Here is a 16,396-nt window from a genome sequence, read left to right as displayed (position 1 = left end):
GAGAGCTCCTTCCTGAGTGAGGGTTGCAACACCTCGATTCTCAGGACGGGGCTCTCCAGTGCTACCACTATCGTCTCAAATGGCTACCGGCCTCTCGGCTCTTGCTCCCGCGCAGCGGGCTGGAGCGCAGCGACTTTGTGCTCTGGCCCATCTGCGACTCCGGAGAACGTCCGCAATTGGTCAGCAAATGGCGGGGGGACCGGACATCAATCGCGGGCCCCTCGATGAGGATGGCTTCGGCGACCGTCGACAAAATTACTGACACAGTGTGTCGCAGCTAGCGCGACCTTGTTATTTTCGACGATCCTGCTAGAAGCCCCGCTCTAAAATCAGGGAGCCTACATGGCAACGAAGACGAAGAAGATTGTTCGCCGCGAGTGGACTGCAGCGGACGTCAAAGAGTTGCGCGCGTACTCAAAGGCACGCACGCCGATTGTGAAGATCGCTAAACAGACGAAGCGTAGCGTGCCCTCTTTACGGATGAAGGCATCAAGCCTTGGTATCGGGCTTGGTCACCAACGTTGACGCGTCTCCGTTCGTTCTCTTTACTCGGAAAACTCTTGCCCATTTCTGGAAAGACTTTTCCGAGTCGAACCAACCGCGAACGTCTTATCGCTTCGTGCGTGGGTTTCGTCGCGCAGGCTGCGTGGTCGCGGTGCTCTCCGCATTCGCGGATGCCAGCGCATCAACGCGTGCGCTGATTGAACCAAGTTGGTCAGACAAGAGTTTGCGCTCGCCGCCCTCTTTCGCAAGTCTGGCCTGCAAGTCGGTCAGTTGGTCTGCCAACTTTTGTTGGGACATCTGAACATCCTGAACAGCCTTCTGAAGTTCAGCCGTCTGGTTGCCCTGTTCCGCCCCGGGGTCTTGATGCGACGCCCTCTCTGTTCTTAGCGTTTGTATTTCGCGGTTCGCCCAAACAAGACCGCCCGCCGCGAGTACGACAACCAGCGCAAGTAGCAGCCACGGTAAGACCTGACGACGTTCTGTCATTACCACTCCTTGGATATGGGATCGGACAACCCAACGCTCAGAATCTGACGTAGTTGCGACGGTCATCTCCGAGTTTTCCCATTTTGGGGATACGTAAAATTCGGGACCCATCGGGCCTTAGGGCCTTCGCGCCAGCGAATCTACCCCCCTACCCCTAAGCGACTGAAGGCGTCCCGCGCGAGCCTTCACAGCACGCGCCTGCCTCGCTGGCCATGCTGCCGGTTATGACACCGCATACAAAGGGTACGCAGATTGTCCAGCGTGTCGGTCGCGCCTGGCGTGCCGCGTTCAATGACGTGGTGTGCAGTTAGCCTGTCGTTCGGGGTAGTGCAGAACTGTTCAGTGCACCGGTTGCCGTCGCGCTGCAGGCAGGCAGCCCGTAGGGTTCGCCAGCTGGCAGATTTGTAGAAGGCGTCTGACTTGAAACCGGGTCTAACGTAGGGTCGCCACTGAGGTGGCCTGACCTGTTTGGATCGTAATGGCATTGTTTCCTTTCTGATTGTCGCCATGAAACCTTGGCCGTGGCTAGCGCGTTACGGCACAGTTAGTGCAATAATTTCATGGCGGAGGTTTTCGATGGAGCGCCGTCGGACCGAATTGGCAACATTTGCAGTCGCCATATTCACCGTTATCTTGATCGCGGCTGCAGTTACGATGGAAAAGGTCATTTTTCAGACGGCGAGCAACGATGCGCCGCCGTACACCACGGGCCTCGCTAGACCTCACCAACCGCTTGACCGGGCTCCGGGTGAGCCGCTACCGGCCGTGGGCGGGCCGGCTGGAGCGGTTAGTGAGCATCGCTAACCGAGACATAGCGCTACCGAATGTGTGAATCGTGAGGGATTTCATATCTCTCAAGGCGCTCAACGCCGGCCTGTCGCTCACGTTCTCCCAGCCGCAATACCAGAAACACATAAGCGCAGACTGCGGCCGCGAGGCCAAAATACAGCCTTCGCATGTCTCACTAAGGCGGTGGCGACACTGCCGTTCCTACCGTTGCAGTGCACTGAAGAATCCGCCGAACCACTCCGTCTCCCTTGCGTTACCAGCAATGGACCCGATGACAATCAGACAACACCTTGAGCAAGCTGAACGGCGCGCCGCCGAAGGCAGGCGGCTCGTCGAACATCAAGAAGCGTTACTGGCCGGACTAGACCGAGACGGCCATGACACCAAAGCTGTCCGAAAGGTGCTTGATGCGTTGCGCGAGACGCAAGCCCTTCATGTACAGGACGTAAGACGCCTACTCGAAGAGCTTGAGGCCGCGAGTCAGCCGCTGGCGTAGGTTACTGGTCAGGCCGGCCAGTTTGGCCTTTTCAATGGCCAGCTTCGCGCGTTCAGCTTCAACGTTGTGGCCGTCGTGTTCGAGTACGTCGAGTAGAATTTCTTGGCCTTCGATATACATTCGAAGTTCTTTGCTTTCCATGGCTTCAACAAATCCGTTCGGTGCAATGCGCGCACGGTACCGACTCCGGCTTAATAGGATGTCACCTGCCGAATTTCGATAGCCGGGTTAGCCGGTTCGAAACTCGCCAGCCGTACGTATCGTGCAATGAGTGATTTGCCGTCCATGGAATCGATGCCGGAAGCAATCCAAACCGCCTTTGCCAAACAAGGAGCGGCGGGCCGGGATGCGTTAAATGACAGCGAGCCTTACCGAACACCGGCCACGTCGAAAAACGCGCCAGCGACCTCGCCAGCCGGTTCTGGGCATATGACCATCCCCCTTCGAGCTTTTCTCTAAATCTTGCCTCCCACCAGCGTGACATACGGCCGGGGTATAAACCCCCGGCCTGTCACGTCACGCAATCTGGTCTGTGACACAGTCACGGAATGTAACACCCTGTCACGCGTCACAAACCCAGAACCATTCACCGACTGTCGCTATTCGCTTCTTCTCCGTAAGCTCGCTGACGGCTCGCGAAAACCGCTGTCGGAGTGTGGCGTCCCCGATCTTTGGTTCATTCGCGAGGGTATCAGCATAGAACCGGTTGCGCCAAGCAGTACGATTGGCAGCTACAACGCCTTCATGAAAGCCGGGCGAGCCCGCTGGCGGGGTGCGACCATCTTCCGCCAGAACTGCCCGCAAGGAGTCCAACGCCTTTTCGGTACTCCCTTTGAGGTTTGAGCCGTCGTTCGGCGTAACCTTCGCAGGCACAACCACAGGCGCCGTAGTCTCGTCACCTTCAGCATCCTTGCCGAGCGAAACCGATTCTAGCTTGAAGCCAGTGATGACACCTTCGTCCATGTCATTGGCCCCCGTGCACTTTAAAACAAATGCCTTCGCGGAACCGGTGCCGCCGACCTCGATGCCAAACGAGCTATCAATCGCGCCGTCCAAGTCGATAGCCCCCTTGCCACGGTCGCCTTCCCATCCGCTATGATGAATAGCAGCAACATGCGCCCCTGTGGCCCGGTGCAGTTCATCGACGGACGCGATATATCTCTGCATATCGCGCGACGCGTTCTGATCGCCGCCGCCAAAGGTCCCAGTGACCGTGTCGACGATAATAAGAACGCACTTCTGCCCAAGCCGTTCTTCAAGCCGTTTGACTGCCGCCCCGAGCGCTTTTGCATCCATCAACCCGGCTGTCATGTCCAGCTCACCGCCAGCTACAACGAACGGGATGCCATACAGCCCGTGCTTCTTACGCCACGCCGCAACCCGCCGTTCAGTCGTTCGCTTGCGTTCGGCGGCAAAGAAAACGACAAGACCCTGCTTCACGTTGCGCCCGTGCCATTCCATACCGGCCGCAATATGCGCACCGATATCGAGCAGCAACACGCTCTTTGCGGTACCAGGCTTGGCGACGAACAAGGTGAATTCGTCGGCGCCGAGAAAGTCCTTAACAAGCCAGTCCTTTTGAACTGTCTCATTGACATCATCGAATAACGTGAACTCGAAACGTTCGCGGTGTGCCGCTAACACCTCTGTCGGCGCTTGCAGGGTTCTCGGCCTAGAGATTTGACTATCGACCCAAGCGGTCCCGGCCGGAAAGATTTCTGCAAGATTCACTGATAAACCTCCGGGGTTGCTGCCCTCACTGCCATCCGCCAATAGACCTCAGCCTCAAAGTAGCCGCGAATGGATGACGGAAAGTCATCAATCTCGAACCGGCTCAGCTTGCGTTCATCGCCGCCGAAGCCGAAGTCCCACGCCTCCAGTGCAACGGTGATATCGTTGCACTCTACTGTTCTGGCTTGCCGCAACTGTCTTAGCCCGCTACGCGAGAACGGCGCGATATGACAGACCCCAGTGCAACCGGCATCAAGCCAATCCACTGGTCTTGCATGAAGCCGCACCGTCTTTCGGCAAGGTATCGTGCCAAGCCATATTGCGCGGCCATTAACTGTTTCAGTATCGAAAGCTTCGTTGGCGCTTTGATTTCATCAGTCGTACCCCACCGCTTTACTCGTTCATCGCGAAACGAGACGACGCGGGATGGCAGCTTTTTGTGTGCACTCTCAGAGAATCTTTCGACGTTTGCACTTCTTTTGGAATTTTCAGTTCGCGCACAAAGTGCGGGCTGCAATAGCCGCACTTACCAAGTTCCGGCGCTCCGATCAGCCTCGTTTCAAATTCAACACCGTCTTCGGCAAGCGCGACAAGCGTGTCTGGACTTAAAGCATCACCAAGCCCTGCTTCCGGTGCAGCCACCTTGGCATCCGCAATCCTTCCGGCATCAGATTGAAGCGGATCGGTCGATTCGAACAAGTTGAGATAGCTGCGCAAAGCTGCAAGTACGACATCGTCAAACCGTTCAGCAACGTTGCGAGAGGGCCGTGATAAAATGTGAGTGTCCGTCTCCGGATTTGCACCGCGCCAGGCATTGAGAATGCCTCTGTAGTCGGTTGGGGAGCGACTTACATTGTCGTTGGCCGCCACCGGAATATCTTTCGCTCTCCAATCCTTCCTTGGATCGAAGCGACCTAGCAGGGTGTTGAAGAGCTCAGCCGCGTTCGCAAACGAAGGCTGAATCGTCGCCATTGTGGATGTAGAAGTGGCCGACGAGCCTGCCCGCAGTGCCGATGGTAGGCCAGCCGTCTTGAATGTTCGGCCTGATAACGCTGCACCGAACCTTCATTTGGAATCGTTCAGCGCACTCGTTGGTGGTTGCTTCATCAATACGCCAGCCGTCTGTTGCGATGTGAGACAGCACTTCCGGAAGTCTTTGTGCAAGTTCGAATTCATAGTCAGTCAAAAGCGTTGCCTTTCAAATCGGTGGCGCGCCGCATTCTCACGGCACGGTTTCTTTTGTTGTGTCTGTCGCTGCCTGTGCTACTTAGTTCTTCATCGCTCCCCCACATTCCCCTTCCGAAATTTGCGCGCACGACTCCGTTACCGCCCGATTCGAGCGGTGCTGCGATTACGCACGCGGTATCATTCACGCATTGCCGCGCGTTTCGTCTATCCCTTAGCTAGGCTACGTTCTCGTTCCTCCCCCAAGCATAGGGCGACTCGCCCTACGCTATCCCCAAAAACACTTTCGCCTCTGGCGCCGGGATGGCGAACAGAGGCGAAGGCGTTAGCTCAATGCTGAGCAGTCGTTTCATTAAATCCCTTGTAGCAGAAAACCGGACGACTTTCTACGTGTCCGCAGAAATTCTCTCACGCGTTTACTTCAGTTCTTATAGCCGATTTCAGCACACTTTTGTAGGTGTATCGCGAAATCCTCTTTCGCGTTATCTGTCCTTCTTATAGCTGAAATCGGAACGTTTTTTCTAGGTGGCCCTAGAAATTCTGCCGTCAGCCGCGATACCAAATTGACGTTGAAGACATTGCGAAATTGTACTGCATTGTCCAACTATGCTTCTGCGCCGCAGCGCTTTGCGTGTTCGGAAAGGGCGAGCGGCCGTATGCTTTGGTCTAGCTGGCCGTTCATGGCGCGAGGGACGTAAGGTCGCAGCATGAAACCCGAACTCACCGACTGTAGCGACTGCGGAGCCCCGGTCTCCTTTTCGGCCTTGGCTTGCCCGACCTGCGGTTCGCGCGAGCCTGCAGGGCCATACGTTCAGAGCCGCGCTGAGCGGCGGCGGCATCGCGCCGAAGAGAAGAATGACCAGACGTTGCTGGCCATGGCAGTGCTGTGCTGTGGGATTGGGGTCTGCTACGGCAGTCTAATGGTTGGCCCTTGGGGTGCCGTTGGGTACGGCCTCATAGGCGCGATTATTGGCGTCCCAGGGTGGGTTCATCATCAATGTCAGTCGGAGGCTGTTCGGCTAAAGCCGTTCACCGCGCCCTTTTGACCGGCCGACCGGCGCGCTATCGGTCCAAATCCCAAAGCTGAAAATGCCGCTTTGTTCTTGTCGGCTACAGGGTTCAATCCCCTCAGCCGGCACCAGCACTCGATGCGCATCCCTCAGCTTGAAGTCTTCGGTATGCTGCCGTGTTGCAGATGCTCGACGTCCGTGCCGTCGATATCGATCCATGCATGCTTCGACCGCTCGAACACCGATTTGATCGGCGCCGGGAAATTCGGGTCCGCGATTGCACCGACGGCAACGCCGATCATCGTAGGGAGTTTGTCGGGCCTCCAAAACACCGTCGAGCCGCAATCGGAACAAAAATAACAGCGGACCTTGCCGCCGCTTTCGCCGACGCGAACATACTCCTTCGGCGCTCCTGAGATCTTGACCGCCTCGACCGGATAGAAAGCGCCGACGCCGAACGGCGCGCCGGTCCGCCGCTGGCATTCGAGACAGTGACAAGCCGCGACCAGGTTGGTCGGCCCCGGAAGCGACAGCGCAAGCGCGCCACAACTACATCTGGCGTCGATCATTGACTCCACTCCTTGCATCCATTGCCTCGATGTCTGTGCGTCAAGCCGCGGCGATGATGGCCGAGCGTGTCAGGCGCGCTCGGCTGTGCCTTCCGGCAACTCATCCAGCCGCCAGATTCCGAGGCTCTTGTCGCGCCAGCCGCCACCGCCCTCGTCGCAGCGCTCGTTGATCAATTCGCGCGGGGGCGGCCAGCGGAACGGCGGCTTCGTCATGTTGAGCGCCCGCCAGTCGCCGTCCTCGCAATCGCTGTTATCCTCCCATTCCGGAAACGTCGTGACCAGCAGGAATTGCGCACCGCTGGCACGAAAGCCGGCAATGGCGCGTGCGATGTTCCGGAAGCTCAGATGCACGAGGCAATCGCGGCACAGGACCACATCACAGCTCGGCAGCGAGTCACGCGTGATGTCGGCGACGAAAAAGCGGCCCCGCAATTCGCCTCGCGCCACGCGCGCACTGTTGGCCGCGATCAGCGATGGCACGATATCGATGCCCGTATAGTCGACGTCGAGGCGCATGTTGCCGATCCAGCCCGCATCGCCGCAAGGCGCATCGAGGAGTGAACGCGCGCCCAGCCGATGCAGCAGGCCGGGCAGCGCTTCGCGGATCGCGGCGGTGGCAAGATCTTCCGACCCGAGGCCCGAGACCGACGTCGCAGCTCCCCACAAATTGGTCCGCTCGATCCTCTCAAAACGCGCGGCGAGGTCGAGGCCTGCAAAATTCTCGCGGTCGGCAATGAACCGTTCATGGGCGAGCACGGCGGGACGATGGGAGATCATCGGATGGGACTCACGTCAAGATTCCGTCGCAAGCTTACTATGCGCGCGAGGCATTCGATCCAAAATTCCCGCGAGCGAAATCGCTCATGGTCACCCGACGAACCGCCCTGGCCAGCCTTGCCACCCTGCTGGTGCCCATCGCCGAACGCAGTGCTGCGAGCGAAGGTGCGCGGGACGGCGACTGACCACAGATTGGATCAGAGTTCAACATGAGGTAGCATGCGCATCGCATGTCCTCTTATACGAACCGCGAAAACGCCAAAATCATCGCCGGAGCCGTCGCGGCCATCGTCGCGACGCTCTTCCTGTTCGCGATCACGATGGCGCTCTTGCTGCAATAGGATCTGCGACCTGCCGGCGGCGCAAGGCCGCCGGACCGTGGACGTCGCGCGGGATCAGGCCGCGCGCACCGTCCGCAGGAATTTGCCGACTTCGTCCTTCAAGCGGGTGCTGTCAGTCGCCAGCATCTTCGCAGTCGCGAGCACTTGCGAGGAGGCCGAACCGGTCTCCGCCGCGCCGCGCTGACACAAAATGGCGCGCACAATCTTGCGGAGGAATACCCATTCGACCGGTCGCACGTCAGCTTCGTGAAAAGCTTTGCTCGCTCGTCGGGCAGCCGACTCTCATCGCCCCACGGAACCAACCGAGGGGCCCGTTTGTTTTCGTCTCATGCGGATCAGAGAAGACGATCGAAATATGGTGCTGCTAACGACGGTCGCGCTGTGCTGCGGAGTCGTGGCAGGCGGACTCGCGATACTCGCGCCGGTGTTTGGTCAGGCTCCTGAGAAGCAGGTCGCAGACAGCAGACCGATCGAGAACGCAAACCCGACATCCATCCGGGTGATCGGCGCCCCCTTCGTGCCGAATGTCAATCCGCGCCAGCGCTAGAGCATGATCCTGAAAAGTGTGAAGCGGTTTTCCGAGAAGATCATGCTCAAACAAAGAGCTAAAGCGCGACGACCATTAAAGCCAATCCCATCGCGCTTTAACGATCCGGCGAAACCTCGCGACCGTCATCTGGTTGGGTATGGGCGCGCACCAAATCCTCGACGAACGCCATCACCTCCGCCCGTTTCTCGGGCGGCAGTGACAGGAAGGCGCGGACAAGGCGCAAGCCCTGCACCTCGTCCGACAGGTCGGCCCTGGAATCCATCTGGACAATGTCGGGCGACCGGGAAAAATATGCAATCCCCTTGCATGCAACCTTCTTGATTCGGCGCCCCGGCTTTGGTGGAATAGCTTGAACAGGGTGGTGGATCATGAAGTGGATCAGGGAGCGCGACGCTCTGATCGCGCAGACGCTGGCCTTCGTGCAATCGGTTGCCGGCAAGAAGGACGATTTCCGTCAGCCGGATACCGCTACGGCTCCTCCGGTCCTGACCGCGGAGATCGTCTCCGTACGGGCCGTGACCGTGGCGCTCGAACAGGCGCAGTCCGAACCGCCGCCGCAGATCGCGCCGACGCCCCAGCCCTTGCCCTCATCCCCACCGCGAATGGCTGGCGACTTCCGCAGTGAGATGCAGACCCGCATCGCCAATTTCAGGAAGCATCAGGAGCGGTTCGAGCGCGAGCGTGAGGAATATTGTGCGGCGACACTGACCAAATTACGCGCCGCCATCCGGGATGCCGACGCGAGCCCGCCGGCTCGGAAGTAGGGCCGACCGCCCGCCTACAACCAGGACCACACCAGCCAGAGATTGGCTGCGCAGGCGCCGACCAGTGCCAGCGTCAGCGGCAGGAGCATGTGCCCACAGCAGGTTTTGAGGTCGGTCGTCATGGACGGAAACATCCGCTGATTCCGCCAAATGAGTCCCAAGGTTTCTTTTTGTGGGGATTCAGGACTCGTTAAGGACTCAGGACCGGCCATCCGGCTCCCTCAACCCGGCAACGATCACGGCCCCGTGATCAACCCGGAACCGCTCGGCCTGTGAAGCCGTTAACGCGCTTTCCGGGAGCGGGAAGCATGCCCTACGCCCTGTTCTGTAACGACAGCCAGATCAGCAAAGCCTATCCCGATGAAGCCGACGTCTGGAAGCTTGCGCAACGGAGCGGGCTGGTCGTGGACATCGGTACCGACGACGAGCGGCAAGGTCCGCGCCGGGTGCTCGACAATGATTACGAGATCCGATCCTGCCGTGCAGCCCAAGGCGAGGACCCCGCCCAGAACAAGGCGGACGCCGAGCGGGAATCCAGGATGGAGCTTCAGCTCAACTCGTGAGGTCCGGCCAATAGGGTTTCAGGGCAAGGCGCGCTTCAAGGCGTCGCGATCGCGAGCGAAGCCTGCTCACCGGCAAGCGCGACGCAGGCCTTGCGGCGGTGCAGCCCGCGGATAGCTCCGGTAACCTTCAGCACCTTGCCGGACGGGCAGGACGCGTCCTTCACGAAGGCAACCTCGTAAGGTGCCAACATCAAAGGCTCGGATTTGAGGATTGTTTGGGCAGAGCACGGGACCGCGGCGAAGAACGCGACAACCACCAGTGACGCCAAGATACGCATGTTCGTCATCCCACCAGCCCGGTAATCCCCTAATACGCGTACCGGAGCGCGAGTTCCGTAAGTCGCAATAATTATTTTTGCTTTACCCGATCCCCGTGACACGCATGAGAAACCGCGCGCCAGACTGTTTGCTTGCAAATGACGCGCCAGATGGTTCACGCAATGAAAACAGGGCGGGCAAAACGAAAGGCCGGCGGGAGCCGGCCTTTGTCAGATCGTGCTGGTGCTCGCCTTGGGCGGCTCAGTAGCGCGAGGCCGCCGGCCCACCCCAGCCGAAGCGATAGTTCACACCGACCTTGACGGTATGCTCATCGTCTCGGCCGCGGACGCCGACGACGTCGGCCGGGCCGGAGGTGATCGTGGTGCTGCCGAAATTATAGTACTGGTATTCGGCCTTGGCCGACCAGTTCGGCGCGAACATGTATTCGAGGCCGGCGCCGACGGTGTAGCCGTCCTTGCTGTTGCCGCTGGCGGTGAAGGTCTGCGGCACGCCGGCGACGTTGACGCCGAGGCCGCCATTGCGCCAGGCGTAACCGCCCTTGGCGTAAAGCAGCGCCGGGCCCCAAGTGTAGCCGAGGCGGCCGGTCACCGACCCGATCTGGTCCGTGTTCGATGTCACCTGCGTCCCCAGCGGGAACGTGACCCCGTTGTTGTTGGTCGGCAGCCAGGAATACTGGGCCTCGATACCCACGACCCAATTGGGCGCGAACTGGTAGTCGAAGCCGCCCTGCACGCCACCCATGAAACGGGCGTTGCTGGACTGGAAGGTCGTGTCGCCTGCGAAGGCGCCGCCGACATGGCCGCCGATGTAGAAGCCGGTCCAGTTGTAGATCACCTGCGGCGGCGTATAGGCCGGCGCTTTCGTGTAGGTGCGCGCCTGCATGTCGGCCGCGGCCGCCGGTGCGGCCAACGCCAGCAGAGCTGCTGCGCCCAGCAAAATCGTCTTCATGATCATCCCCGTTCTTTCAAATTCGACACTCTGGAAACAACGTGGCGCGAATTAGGTTGCTTCGCGGCGATGCCGGAACGTTGATCGTTCGTTACTGTGACGGGGCGGCAACATCGCGATTTTGTTCCGTCACGGACGCTTGCGCCGACAGATTCTGTCGCCCGCGCATGTTCCGCCGTAACGATTTGTCGCAAGGCAAAACCGCCTCGTTCAAACCTCGCCAAAAAGTGATCCAGCGGCTCCGGCAGCTTTTGTCCTAGCAGTCCGCGATGAAGACGGACTTTGCGCTACCGCGTCATCTTTTCCAGTTCTGGAAAGGGCGCATAAACCGCACCGGCGCAGAGCTCGCTCGCGCGATCGACGACACGGTCCGCCCGGCCATTGACGTAGACGACGGCGCGCTCACGCATGGCCTTGTAGCTGCCATCGGTCTCCCGCGGCGTGAAGTGCAGGCAGCTGATGTAGAATTGCCGTCCGCCGATCTCACGCAGCACCGGATCCGCCATGCTGGCGTCGCGCACTCCGACAGGATTGTTGAGATAGGCGTGAATCAGAGCGAGCGCGTCACCGCGAAAATTGTCGGGAAACGGCTGCGGGCCGCCGGCCTGGGCCCCTTCCATCAGGGACGGACGGTCACCCTCGCTGCCGAAACAGGCCGCGAGCGCCAGGGGCAGCACCAGGATCAACGTCAGCCTCGCCGCACGTTTCGCCAATCGGCTCACAATTCACGCTCGTCGCTCAATCGACCTGGAGCGTGCCAGCCCCAAGGGTGCAATGATGCATGTCTAGAGATGTTTTGCCCGACGAGTCAAACGGATTCGCAAAATCCGCAGGTTGGTGTCATCTGCCGTCGTCTACTGTGCATGGGGTTGTTTTCGAGATTCGCAAAACGGCGCACCGGCCCGCCGCCAGGCCTCGCGCTTGCGCGCGGGCGTGACGAGCGAGCCGGGCCTGAACTCCACACGCGGCGGCAGGGCAATCCAGGGATGCCGCCGCGCGGGATCAGTCGTTAGCTGCGCTTCTCGGCGGTCACCGGCTTGGTGAGGCCCGACTGCGTCTTCAGCGACTCCTTGGCCGACAGATGCTTGTGGTGATGACGATGCGTCCGCACGGTCTTGTGCTCGTCCGGCGTGACTGCTGCATTGGCGTTCATCGCCTTGGTCTTGGTATCGACCTTGGCAGGCGACTTGATGTCGGCGGTCTTGGCATCAGCCTTGACGCCGGCGTCGGGCCTGGCAGCGGTGGTCGAGACCTTGCTCTGGGTCTGATCCGCCTTGATCACCGGGGCGGTCGTGGTGGTCTTGGCCGCATCCTTGGCGAAGGCCGGGGCGGCGATGACGGAAGCTGCGAGCAAGGCTGCGGAAATGGTCTTCAACATCGTTGTCTCCTCTTGGAAGGATCTTGAGGCGGCGCCCTCTCGCCAACTCTTCGATCATGGGGGAGAGCCTAGATGCCCCGCGCTGAACCCGTTCTGAAGCGCGTGGCAGGCTTCTGTTCATCTGGATGACAAGTTTGTTATCTTCGCCTTGGGAAGGCCGAGGGCCGGAGACGGCCGGGAATGTTTTTGGAGGCCGGGTGTTCCGGTCTTTGGGCAATCGTGTAGGATCGCCACGTTCCATTCGGGAGAACTTAGATGCGCAGACTGTCAACGCTTCTTGTGCCGGGACTTGTCGCCATGACCTTGGCGGCCGGACCGGCTCTGACCAGCGCCTATGCCGCCGGCAGTGACGAGCCCTCCTCGCCGCCAAAGTCCGATACCTCGACCAAGAAGGGCAAGAAGAAGAGCTCTTCCGTCAGCGATCCGAAATTCCTCGCGGCCTACCGGACCGCGTACACCACGATCTACGACAAGCACGACTATTCGGACGCGATCGGCCAGCTGAAGCAGCTCAAGCGTGACGACGTCGCCGACGTCGCCAATCTGATCGGCTACTCCTATCGCAAGCTCGGCGACTACCAATCGTCGAAGGCCTACTACGAGATCGCGTTGAAGGACGATCCCAACCACGTCCGCACCTGGCAGTATTACGGCCTCTGGCAGCTCGAGCAGGGCAACCGCGAACAGGCACAGTATCACCTGAACAAGATCGCCTCCCTCGCCGGCACCGACAGCTCCGAGTATCGCTCGCTGGCTGCCGCACTCGACAAGCCGACCGGCGCGACGCTCGTCTACTGAGATATCGCATCTTCTGATGACGCGAACGGGCACGACCTTTGCGGGTTGTGCCCGTTCTGCTTTCTCGGCTAGCTTTCGCACACCCATCCCCCTCGCAAATTGGTAACGCAATGGACACGTGGCTGCGATCCGCGATCGACTACATCGGCTCCTGGATCGAATTCCAGCAGACGACCTTCCAGCAGCCGGGCGTCTTGCTCGCCTTCGTCCATCGCGGCGAGGTCGTCGCCGAACATGCATTTGGGCTTGCCAATCTCGACACCGGCGAGAAGCTCACACCGCGCCATCGCTTCCGCATCGCCTCGCACTCCAAGAGCTTCACGTCGGCCGGCATCATGAAGCTGCGCGAGCAGCGCAGGCTCCGGCTCGACGATCCCGTCGGGCAGTACGTCAGCGGCCTTAATCCGCGCGTCGCCGAGACGACGATTGCACAGGTGCTTTCGCACAGCGCCGGGCTGACGCGCGACGGCGTCGATTCCGGCCAGTTCATCGACAGCCGACCCTACCTCAATGCGAATGAGCTGCTCGCCGAGCTGAAGCAGCCGACCGCGATCGAACCAGGCACGCGTTTCAAATATTCAAACCACGGCTTTGCCATGATGGGCCTCGTCATCGAAGCGGTGACAAAGGAGCCCTACTCCGCCTGGATCAAGCGCGAGATCATCGAACCCGCGGGTCTGCGCGAGACCGAGCCGAACGCGCCGCTTCCCAGGGGCGCGCAATTCGCGCGCGGCCATACGCGCAAGCTGCCGCTCGGCGAGCGTTGCGTGATCCCAGGCGACAATCCCGCCCATGCGATGGCATCCGCCGCAGGCTTCGTTGCCACCGCGGCGGACACCGCGCGATTCTTTGCCCAGCTTGCCCCCAATGCGAAGAAGAGCGTTCTGTCGGTCGCGAGCCGCCGCGAGATGACGCGGCATCATTGGCGCGTCCCGCAAAGCTTCGAGGCCTATTACGGCCTCGGCGTCAACGCCGGCAAGACCGACGGCTGGGACTGGTTCGGCCACGGCGGTGGCTTCCAAGGCTATATCTCGCGGACCTGCTCAATTCCCGGATGCGAGCTCGCGATCAGCATCCTCAGCAACTCCATCGACGGCGCCGCACCGTTCTGGATGGACGGCGCGATGCAGATCCTGCGCGTTTTCAAGAGCCGCGGCGCACCCGATCGACGCGTGCGCGACTGGACCGGCCGTTGGTGGACGATCTGGGGCGCGACAGACTTCGTGCCCGCCGGCAACCGCGTGCTGATCGCCAACCCGCAGTTCAACAATCCCTTCATGGACGCTGGCGAGATCGAAGTCACCGGCCGCGATACCGGCAAGCTCGTGTGGGCGGCCGGCTATTCCAGCCACGGTGAGCCGGTGCGCCGCGTCCGCGACAAGCGCGGCAAGGTCAGCGACATCTGGATCGCCGGCGCCAACGTCAAGCCAGCGGCGGTCGTTGCACCGGAGATCGCGCGGCGCTATCCGCCGCGAAAGCGCAGGCCTACTCCCGAATAAGCGCCTCGACCTCACTCCGCAGCGCCTGCCGCGAGCCATCACGCGAATAGAACATGTGGCCGCCCGGATAGACGACGAACTTTACCCGCGACGTCGCAAACGCCGGCAGCTGGTCGAGCGCCCGCTGCGTGCCGAAATAGGGCGTCGCGAGATCAAACAGACCGTGCGCGACCAGTACGTTCAGCTTCGCATCCGTGGCGAGTATCTGGCGCAGCTCCGAGATCGATTGCGGCGGGTTGATGCCGCCACCAAAGTCCCAATTGTGCTCGACGGCGCCGTTGAGGACTTCATAAGAGCCGTCCGGCCGCCAGTTGAGCTTTCGCGTGAGCACATCGACCGCCGCGCTCGTCAGCGGCGCCTGAAGCGCATCGCCGGAGGGGTCGCCAAAGCGCGAGTTGCTCGAATCCGGATAGGGATCGAGACCACGCACCGAGCCGTCGTAGCGTCCGGTCACCATGCCGTTCTTGCGATCGAGTTCGCGACGGAATTCGCCGACATCGAAGCGGCCGGCGAGCCTGCGGCTTACTGCCTGGTCGATGCCGGTGAGTTCGGCAACCTTGTCGGCGAGGCGATTGGTGGCTTCCTTGTCCGCCTCGCCCTTGACGAGATCAGCCAGAAATTCGCCGCGTGCGTAGGCCTCCACGTCGGCGAGATCAGCGCGCTTGACCGGTCCCTTGGCTTCGCGCGCCACCGCCACGTAGCTCGGCAGGCTCGCGACATATTGCAGGAGGCTCGTGCCGGTGAACTCGCGGAAATCCAGGAGTGGTGACACAAGGATCAAGCCTCTGACGCCCACGCCGTGCTGAATTTGCAACTGGCGCACGACCTTCGGCCCACGAATACCGCCATAGCTCTCGCCCGCGACATATTTCGGCGAGGTCAGCCGGTTGTGCTTTTCGAGCCAGCGGCGAATGACGAGCGCGATCGAGTTGACATCCCCGTCGACCGAGTAGAACCGCTTGCGCGCATCCTCATCATTCGCGATGACACGGCTGTAGCCGGTACCGACAGGATCGATGAAGACGAGATCAGTAAAGTCGAGCCAGGTCTCCGCGTTCGGCTTCAGCTCGGGCGAGGCCGACGGCGACAGCCCCTCGCCATCAAGCGGCAGCCGCCATGGCCCGACCGCGCCGAACTGAAGCCACGCCGAGGATGCGCCGGGCCCGCCGTTGAAGAGGAATGTCACCGGCCGCGTGGCGCGGTCGGCGCCGTCGAGCTCGTAGGACGTGGTGGCGATGTCGGCGAGCGGCTCGCGCTTCTCATTGAACACCCGGATCGAGCCGGCGGTCGCGGCGAAGTTGAGCGTTCGGCCTGGCAGATCGAGGGTCTGTTTGGTGGTCGAGTCGTCAGGAAGGCGACGATCGGAAGCCGCTGGCGAAGCCTGCCCCGCATTTTGTGCATTGCCGCCGCGACCGGCCTTCTGTCCGGCGGGCGTTGCCGCCTCGTTGCGAGGCTGAGGCGGATCGTCCGCCCGTGCCGCGCCCACGAGCGCGAAAGCAACGACCGCAAGCACCAGCCCCGCACGGCGATGCATCGGCAAGCTCATCAACATGATTGTTCTCCCTGCCCCGCTCGCGGCTTCCCAATCTCAGAAGTAGCCGCCAATTGCGACGGTTTGGGGGATCGGAGCCCCTGGATTCGCGTTCCAGGGCCGATGAACCCGGCTTTTACCCTCAAACGAGACGCCTGGCCGGCCCCGCGTTTGCCTTGCTGGCCGGTCATCCTCGAC

22 protein-coding genes are annotated in these 16,396 nt (G+C 60.8%); 6 read left to right on the top strand and 16 right to left on the bottom strand.

From position 1 onward, the window contains the following. Nucleotides 1-342 precede the first annotated feature (342 nt). Entirely contained in the window at nucleotides 343-525 is a 183-nt protein-coding gene (locus XI06_RS05210; RefSeq protein ID WP_237867369.1) for a hypothetical protein, read from the top strand. A gap of 84 nt (nucleotides 526-609) precedes the next feature. On the opposite strand, the gene XI06_RS05205 is transcribed toward XI06_RS05210, so the two are convergent. The 10 genes from XI06_RS05205 to XI06_RS05165 form a co-directional block, all read right to left on the bottom strand. Continuing rightward, entirely contained in the window at nucleotides 610-990 is a 381-nt protein-coding gene (locus tag XI06_RS05205) for a hypothetical protein (RefSeq protein WP_237867370.1), read from the bottom strand. 185 nt (nucleotides 991-1,175) lie between these two features. After that, nucleotides 1,176-1,475: an HNH endonuclease gene (locus tag XI06_RS43660; RefSeq protein ID WP_442869409.1), complete on the bottom strand. Its 300-nt coding sequence runs from the start codon at nucleotides 1,473-1,475 to the stop codon at nucleotides 1,176-1,178. A 758-nt stretch (nucleotides 1,476-2,233) separates the two neighbouring features. Beyond that, the gene (locus XI06_RS05200) at nucleotides 2,234-2,416 is read right to left on the bottom strand and encodes a hypothetical protein (protein WP_237866318.1); all 183 of its coding nucleotides are present in this window, start codon (nucleotides 2,414-2,416) and stop codon (nucleotides 2,234-2,236) included. A gap of 420 nt (nucleotides 2,417-2,836) precedes the next feature. Beyond that, complete coding sequence (locus tag XI06_RS05195) at nucleotides 2,837-4,006, bottom strand: AAA family ATPase (protein WP_237866317.1); 1,170 nt, start codon at nucleotides 4,004-4,006, stop codon at nucleotides 2,837-2,839. After that, nucleotides 4,003-4,200 carry a hypothetical protein gene (locus XI06_RS05190; RefSeq protein ID WP_237866316.1) on the bottom strand — a complete coding sequence of 66 codons (198 nt, stop codon included), beginning with the start codon at nucleotides 4,198-4,200 and terminating at the stop codon, nucleotides 4,003-4,005. The genes XI06_RS05195 and XI06_RS05190 overlap by 4 nt, the downstream gene beginning before the upstream one ends. Nucleotides 4,201-4,399: 199 nt before the next feature. Then, nucleotides 4,400-4,978, bottom strand: coding sequence for a hypothetical protein (locus XI06_RS05185; RefSeq protein WP_237866315.1), 579 nt, complete (start codon nucleotides 4,976-4,978; stop codon nucleotides 4,400-4,402). Then, nucleotides 4,941-5,192, bottom strand: a complete 252-nt coding sequence (locus XI06_RS05180) for a hypothetical protein (protein ID WP_237866324.1) — start codon at nucleotides 5,190-5,192, stop codon at nucleotides 4,941-4,943. Before XI06_RS05180 ends, XI06_RS05185 begins: the two co-directional genes overlap by 38 nt. 1,158 nt (nucleotides 5,193-6,350) lie before the next feature. Continuing rightward, nucleotides 6,351-6,770, bottom strand: coding sequence for a GFA family protein (locus XI06_RS05175; protein ID WP_237866314.1), 420 nt, complete (start codon nucleotides 6,768-6,770; stop codon nucleotides 6,351-6,353). Between the two features lie 69 nt (nucleotides 6,771-6,839). Next, nucleotides 6,840-7,547 (bottom strand): class I SAM-dependent methyltransferase, encoded by a 708-nt coding sequence (locus tag XI06_RS05170; RefSeq protein WP_271604701.1) that lies wholly within the window; start codon nucleotides 7,545-7,547, stop codon nucleotides 6,840-6,842. A gap of 395 nt (nucleotides 7,548-7,942) precedes the next feature. After that, nucleotides 7,943-8,125, bottom strand: a complete 183-nt coding sequence (locus XI06_RS05165; protein WP_237866323.1) for a hypothetical protein — start codon at nucleotides 8,123-8,125, stop codon at nucleotides 7,943-7,945. 118 nt (nucleotides 8,126-8,243) lie between these two features. On the opposite strand from XI06_RS05165, the gene XI06_RS05160 reads away from it, so the two are divergent. Continuing rightward, complete coding sequence (locus XI06_RS05160; protein WP_237866312.1) at nucleotides 8,244-8,435, top strand: hypothetical protein; 192 nt, start codon at nucleotides 8,244-8,246, stop codon at nucleotides 8,433-8,435. 97 nt (nucleotides 8,436-8,532) lie between these two features. Here XI06_RS05160 and XI06_RS05155 read toward each other — a convergent pair whose 3' ends face one another. Beyond that, nucleotides 8,533-8,808: a hypothetical protein gene (locus tag XI06_RS05155; RefSeq protein WP_237866311.1), complete on the bottom strand. Its 276-nt coding sequence runs from the start codon at nucleotides 8,806-8,808 to the stop codon at nucleotides 8,533-8,535. Between XI06_RS05155 and XI06_RS05150 the strand changes: the two genes are divergently transcribed. Further along, entirely contained in the window at nucleotides 8,807-9,202 is a 396-nt protein-coding gene (locus XI06_RS05150) for a hypothetical protein (protein ID WP_237866310.1), read from the top strand. The genes XI06_RS05155 and XI06_RS05150 overlap by 2 nt on opposite strands. Before the next feature lie 308 nt (nucleotides 9,203-9,510). Next, nucleotides 9,511-9,765: a hypothetical protein gene (locus XI06_RS05145; protein ID WP_237866309.1), complete on the top strand. Its 255-nt coding sequence runs from the start codon at nucleotides 9,511-9,513 to the stop codon at nucleotides 9,763-9,765. Nucleotides 9,766-9,800: 35 nt separating this feature from the next. Here XI06_RS05145 and XI06_RS43435 read toward each other — a convergent pair whose 3' ends face one another. The 4 genes from XI06_RS43435 to XI06_RS05125 all read right to left on the bottom strand — a co-directional run bounded on the left by XI06_RS43435 (nucleotide 9,801) and on the right by XI06_RS05125 (nucleotide 12,370). Then, nucleotides 9,801-10,043 carry a hypothetical protein gene (locus tag XI06_RS43435; RefSeq protein ID WP_333909306.1) on the bottom strand — a complete coding sequence of 81 codons (243 nt, stop codon included), beginning with the start codon at nucleotides 10,041-10,043 and terminating at the stop codon, nucleotides 9,801-9,803. Between the two features lie 241 nt (nucleotides 10,044-10,284). Then, nucleotides 10,285-10,992, bottom strand: a complete 708-nt coding sequence (locus XI06_RS05135) for an outer membrane protein (protein ID WP_237866307.1) — start codon at nucleotides 10,990-10,992, stop codon at nucleotides 10,285-10,287. Nucleotides 10,993-11,279: 287 nt separating this feature from the next. Continuing rightward, complete coding sequence (locus XI06_RS05130; protein WP_237866306.1) at nucleotides 11,280-11,714, bottom strand: hypothetical protein; 435 nt, start codon at nucleotides 11,712-11,714, stop codon at nucleotides 11,280-11,282. 287 nt (nucleotides 11,715-12,001) lie between these two features. Continuing rightward, nucleotides 12,002-12,370 carry a His-rich protein BRANT gene (locus XI06_RS05125; protein WP_237866305.1) on the bottom strand — a complete coding sequence of 123 codons (369 nt, stop codon included), beginning with the start codon at nucleotides 12,368-12,370 and terminating at the stop codon, nucleotides 12,002-12,004. 255 nt (nucleotides 12,371-12,625) lie between these two features. Here XI06_RS05125 and XI06_RS05120 point away from each other — a divergent pair, with 255 nt between their 5' ends. Both XI06_RS05120 and XI06_RS05115 read left to right on the top strand, forming a co-directional pair. Then, entirely contained in the window at nucleotides 12,626-13,168 is a 543-nt protein-coding gene (locus XI06_RS05120; RefSeq protein WP_237866304.1) for a tetratricopeptide repeat protein, read from the top strand. Nucleotides 13,169-13,278: 110 nt separating this feature from the next. Continuing rightward, nucleotides 13,279-14,667 carry a serine hydrolase domain-containing protein gene (locus tag XI06_RS05115; RefSeq protein WP_237866303.1) on the top strand — a complete coding sequence of 463 codons (1,389 nt, stop codon included), beginning with the start codon at nucleotides 13,279-13,281 and terminating at the stop codon, nucleotides 14,665-14,667. Here XI06_RS05115 and XI06_RS05110 read toward each other — a convergent pair. Beyond that, nucleotides 14,654-16,213, bottom strand: coding sequence for a S10 family peptidase (locus XI06_RS05110; protein ID WP_377803205.1), 1,560 nt, complete (start codon nucleotides 16,211-16,213; stop codon nucleotides 14,654-14,656). The two genes, XI06_RS05115 and XI06_RS05110, sit on opposite strands and share 14 nt — an antisense overlap. Nucleotides 16,214-16,396: the final 183 nt, after the last annotated feature.

Source organism: Bradyrhizobium sp. CCBAU 11434, assembly GCF_028128895.1.
GTDB classification, from domain to species: Bacteria; Pseudomonadota; Alphaproteobacteria; order Rhizobiales; family Xanthobacteraceae; genus Bradyrhizobium; species Bradyrhizobium zhengyangense.
Note: the sequence above shows the minus strand (reverse complement) of the source record. Positions and strands in the feature narration are given on the sequence as shown.

What these genes read in the sequence shown, in the direction of transcription:
- XI06_RS05210 (WP_237867369.1), top strand. Translation starts at nt 343, where the DNA reads ATGGCAACGAAGACGAAGAAGATTGTTCGCCGCGAGTGGACTGCAGCG.
- XI06_RS05205 (WP_237867370.1), bottom strand. Translation starts at nt 990, where the DNA reads ATGACAGAACGTCGTCAGGTCTTACCGTGGCTGCTACTTGCGCTGGTT.
- XI06_RS43660 (WP_442869409.1), bottom strand. Translation starts at nt 1,475, where the DNA reads ATGCCATTACGATCCAAACAGGTCAGGCCACCTCAGTGGCGACCCTAC.
- XI06_RS05200 (WP_237866318.1), bottom strand. Translation starts at nt 2,416, where the DNA reads ATGGAAAGCAAAGAACTTCGAATGTATATCGAAGGCCAAGAAATTCTA.
- XI06_RS05185 (WP_237866315.1), bottom strand. Translation starts at nt 4,978, where the DNA reads ATGGCGACGATTCAGCCTTCGTTTGCGAACGCGGCTGAGCTCTTCAAC.
- XI06_RS05175 (WP_237866314.1), bottom strand. Translation starts at nt 6,770, where the DNA reads ATGATCGACGCCAGATGTAGTTGTGGCGCGCTTGCGCTGTCGCTTCCG.
- XI06_RS05170 (WP_271604701.1), bottom strand. Translation starts at nt 7,547, where the DNA reads ATGATCTCCCATCGTCCCGCCGTGCTCGCCCATGAACGGTTCATTGCC.
- XI06_RS05160 (WP_237866312.1), top strand. Translation starts at nt 8,244, where the DNA reads ATGGTGCTGCTAACGACGGTCGCGCTGTGCTGCGGAGTCGTGGCAGGC.
- XI06_RS05150 (WP_237866310.1), top strand. Translation starts at nt 8,807, where the DNA reads ATGAAGTGGATCAGGGAGCGCGACGCTCTGATCGCGCAGACGCTGGCC.
- XI06_RS05155 (WP_237866311.1), bottom strand. Translation starts at nt 8,808, where the DNA reads ATGATCCACCACCCTGTTCAAGCTATTCCACCAAAGCCGGGGCGCCGA.
- XI06_RS05145 (WP_237866309.1), top strand. Translation starts at nt 9,511, where the DNA reads ATGCCCTACGCCCTGTTCTGTAACGACAGCCAGATCAGCAAAGCCTAT.
- XI06_RS43435 (WP_333909306.1), bottom strand. Translation starts at nt 10,043, where the DNA reads ATGCGTATCTTGGCGTCACTGGTGGTTGTCGCGTTCTTCGCCGCGGTC.
- XI06_RS05135 (WP_237866307.1), bottom strand. Translation starts at nt 10,992, where the DNA reads ATGAAGACGATTTTGCTGGGCGCAGCAGCTCTGCTGGCGTTGGCCGCA.
- XI06_RS05125 (WP_237866305.1), bottom strand. Translation starts at nt 12,370, where the DNA reads ATGTTGAAGACCATTTCCGCAGCCTTGCTCGCAGCTTCCGTCATCGCC.
- XI06_RS05120 (WP_237866304.1), top strand. Translation starts at nt 12,626, where the DNA reads ATGCGCAGACTGTCAACGCTTCTTGTGCCGGGACTTGTCGCCATGACC.
- XI06_RS05115 (WP_237866303.1), top strand. Translation starts at nt 13,279, where the DNA reads ATGGACACGTGGCTGCGATCCGCGATCGACTACATCGGCTCCTGGATC.
- XI06_RS05110 (WP_377803205.1), bottom strand. Translation starts at nt 16,213, where the DNA reads ATGAGCTTGCCGATGCATCGCCGTGCGGGGCTGGTGCTTGCGGTCGTT.